The following is a 3,423-nucleotide window of genomic DNA, read 5'->3' on the forward strand; positions in this document are numbered from 1 at the left end:
TCTATGAGGCCATTCGGGAAAGCGTCGAATTCTAAGCGGATATCCGGACAGGAGAGCAATAATGAGTGATTTTATACTGCCCGATATCGGCGAAGGTATCGTGGAATGTGAACTGGTTAAATGGCTGGTAAGCGAAGGTGATTTGATTGAGGAAGATCAGCCAGTTGCAGAAGTAATGACAGACAAGGCGCTGGTAGAGATTCCCGCCCCCTACAAGGGCCGGGTAACCCGCCTGTATTGGAAAGAAGGCGACATAGCCAAGGTGCATGCGCCGCTGTTTGAACTGATTGATGAGAGCGGTGAAGGCGCTGATAAAAGCTCTGGTGAACAGGCCAAGACCGACGGTGAAAACAAAAGCCCTGAGCCAGAGGCAAAGCAGGCTGAAGCGCCTAAGCAGTCGGAGTCTGCCCCGGAGGCCGCCTCCAAACACACCGCAAAATCCGCAGACTCCTCAGATGGCCAACGAACACCAGCCAGCCCTGCTGTGCGCCGGCTTGTTCGCGAGAACGAACTAACGCTTGGGGATATCGAGGGTTCAGGTAAGGATGGCCGTGTGCTCAAAGCAGACGTGCTGTCGCATATGGAACAGCCAGTCTCGGAGAACACTCAAGGAAAACGTGAAGCACAAAGCCAGGAAGTTCGCATAGAGCCCATCAAAGGCATGCAGGCCGTTATGGCCAAGCGCATGGTAGCGTCTGCTTCGACTATTCCGCACTTCAACTTCAGTGAAGACATTGATGTCACGGAACTGCTAAGTCTGCGCCAGCAGCTCAAGCCCGAAGCCGAAGCCCGGGGCTCTCGCCTCACGCTAATGCCGTTCATCATGAAGGCAATCGCGCTCGCAGTTCGGGAATACCCGGTGCTCAACAGCCAGATCAACGAGGACGTTACCGAAGTTCACTACCAGCCTCAGTGCAACGTCGGCATGGCTGTAGACAGCAAAATCGGTCTGCTTGTGCCGAACGTCAAAAACGTGGATCAGCTGACTTTGCTGGAGATTGCCGACGAGGTAACGCGGCTGACCGAAACGGCCCGGGAAGGTCGGGTAAGCCAAGCAGATCTCAAAGGCGGCACTATTACCATCTCCAACATTGGCGCTCTGGGCGGCACTTACGCCTCGCCCATCATCAATGCGCCGGAAGTGGCGATTGTGGCTCTTGGGCGCACCCAAAAACTGCCGCGCTTTGATGCCAACGGGCAAGTGGTGGAACGTTCAATCATGACGATCAGTTGGGCAGGCGACCACCGCATTATCGATGGCGGCACTATCGCCCGATTCAACAACTTGTGGAAAGGCTACCTGGAGTCACCGCAATCCATGCTGCTCCATTTGGGCTGATTGCATGGTGCCACCGAACCAATCGTCGTCAATGCCGCAACCGGCCCAGCTGCAGCAATTTTACATTCCGGAAGAGCAGTCGGTTTACCTGCTCAGCCACGGCGATGCGCGAAAGCTGAAAGACTGGGTTGAGTTGTGCACAACTCAACTCAGGCAGATGGGCTATGCCGACATCTCGATGATTGGTAAGGGCGCCTACGGTTTTGTGTTTTCTGGCCGTCGGCCACTGGAGGGCGCGCGTGATCTTGAGCATGTGTTCAAGTTCACCCGCATCACCCTGCCCCAGCACCTGCACGATCGACTGGAAGACGAAGCCTATATTCTGGAGCAAGTGGAGCATCCACGGGTGCCCCGCCTGATTGCCTTCCACCGCGCTGGTCGTCAACCTATTCTGGTTATGGAGCGTGCACCTGGCTTTAACCTGGAGGAAGTATCCTTACGGGAAGGTCGCCTGAGCCCGCGCCTGATTATCCGTATTGCCGACCAGTTAGCCGATATTCTGCGCAATCTGCGGCGCGAATCGGATAATGGGCAACGCCCCATCGTGCACGGGGACATCAAACCGTCCAATTTGGTGTTTGATGGAGAAAACGAGAATATTGCCCTGATCGATTGGGGCTCTTCGGTATTTGCTCAGCTAGACGCCAACCAGCAGTTCCTCAGCCCCAGCGTGATGGAACTGATGTCTGACAACCTGCAGCAGACCAACGCCCGCCTGGGCGACGTCTACTTTATTGGCGAAGAGCAACTCTATGGCGGCTTATCGTCTCCCAGATTTGACGAGCAAGGCGCAGCGGCTACGCTCTACGCGCTTGCTTCTGGGCAATCCTGCCGTTTTGGCCACCTAGCGATACCGGCCACATCCCTCGGCCTACCTATGGAATTTGCACGCATGCTAGAAGGCATGCTGGACCCAGACCCCGCGCTGCGCATGCGAGCCGGTGACCACTACCTGAATGAGATGCCGCGCATGGGCCGAATGGTAATGATCGATCTGCCCGAACCCGCGCCCACCCACTTAGTGCCAATATGGACGCGACTCTCCGACCGGGAAATCGACACGGTGGTCTACAGTTCCCGCAAAACCTTTCTGCGACAAGAAGGTGCGCCGGAAACCCTGAACGACGTCAACGACGTGCAGTTAGATCGCTACTACAAAAACTTCATGCAAGGCATGGGGGAAACCGAAAAAGCCTTTCTGGCAGCCGTAAGCCGTCTTGGCCGGTACCCGGTGGAAGGCGGGCTCGCAGTGCGCTGGGAGCCCGACGGCGTGTATGTGGATACCTCCCTGAACCTGCACGACCCAGAACTCAAAACCGCCTTCACCACGGCGGTGAACAACATGGTTCATCTGGCCCAAGCAATCTACCGCCAGGGCATCTTCAAAAGCTGTCTATTCAACGCCCGAGATACCTTGCACATAGAACGCGATGAGCCAGATCAGCCATTCATAGCACCGCCTGAGATGCGGCTGCCCTATCAGGTAAGCTCTGCGCCGGAAGTGGAAGACCGTTCGCGGGTTCACTCCTACTTTGAGGACGGGCCAGACCCAGAGGAATTTCTGGTGCTGCCACAAACCATCATCAAATCCCTCGAAGGGCTCAACGCTATCCGTCACACGGGCATGATTATTTTCGAGGCCTTGCCCCGCCACCTCAAAATCCACAGCCAGTACCGACTGCTGGACCCAGAGAAAGAAGACGAGTTCCGCCAGCGTCTGGATGAAATTCTGGCCGCTGTGGACCAGATAACCGGGCTGGGTGTTTCCGGCTTTATGAAAATGCCCTACAAAGACGCCCGCTTTTTCCCCTATATAGAACGACTGCCTGAGCGCTATTACCCCAGAAACCCCAGACAGGAAGCGACAGAAGCAAGCTAGTATTTTATCTGATTCGCAAACCCGTGGGGTTGGTTTACGATGCCGAGCCATACCCTATTCCTGCAACACCATCAGGCTGCCATGTCTTCAAATTATCTGTACACCGACTTGTCTGGCTATTACGACTTAATGTGCGCAGATATTAACTATCACGCCCAAAGCTACGGCGTTCATAGGTTGCACCAACTATTCGGCAATGATGGCA

2 protein-coding genes and 1 pseudogene are annotated in these 3,423 nt (G+C 55.4%); all 3 read left to right on the plus strand.

The features are described 5' to 3' along the window. Positions 1-61 precede the first annotated feature (61 nt). Positions 62-1,339 (plus strand): 2-oxo acid dehydrogenase subunit E2, encoded by a 1,278-nt coding sequence (locus tag ACTH3S_RS18110; protein WP_441810407.1) that lies wholly within the window; start codon positions 62-64, stop codon positions 1,337-1,339. A gap of 31 nt (positions 1,340-1,370) precedes the next feature. Continuing rightward, positions 1,371-3,218, plus strand: a complete 1,848-nt coding sequence (locus tag ACTH3S_RS18115; RefSeq protein ID WP_441810408.1) for a protein kinase domain-containing protein — start codon at positions 1,371-1,373, stop codon at positions 3,216-3,218. Positions 3,219-3,299: 81 nt separating this feature from the next. Continuing rightward, positions 3,300-3,423 (plus strand): annotated as a pseudogene (locus ACTH3S_RS18120) (SAM-dependent methyltransferase); the annotation flags it as partial.

Source organism: Marinobacter sp. (assembly GCF_052094685.1).
Taxonomy (GTDB): Bacteria; Pseudomonadota; Gammaproteobacteria; order Pseudomonadales; family Oleiphilaceae; genus Marinobacter.

What these genes read in the sequence shown, in the direction of transcription:
- ACTH3S_RS18110 (WP_441810407.1), top strand. Translation starts at nt 62, where the DNA reads ATGAGTGATTTTATACTGCCCGATATCGGCGAAGGTATCGTGGAATGT.
- ACTH3S_RS18115 (WP_441810408.1), top strand. Translation starts at nt 1,371, where the DNA reads ATGCCGCAACCGGCCCAGCTGCAGCAATTTTACATTCCGGAAGAGCAG.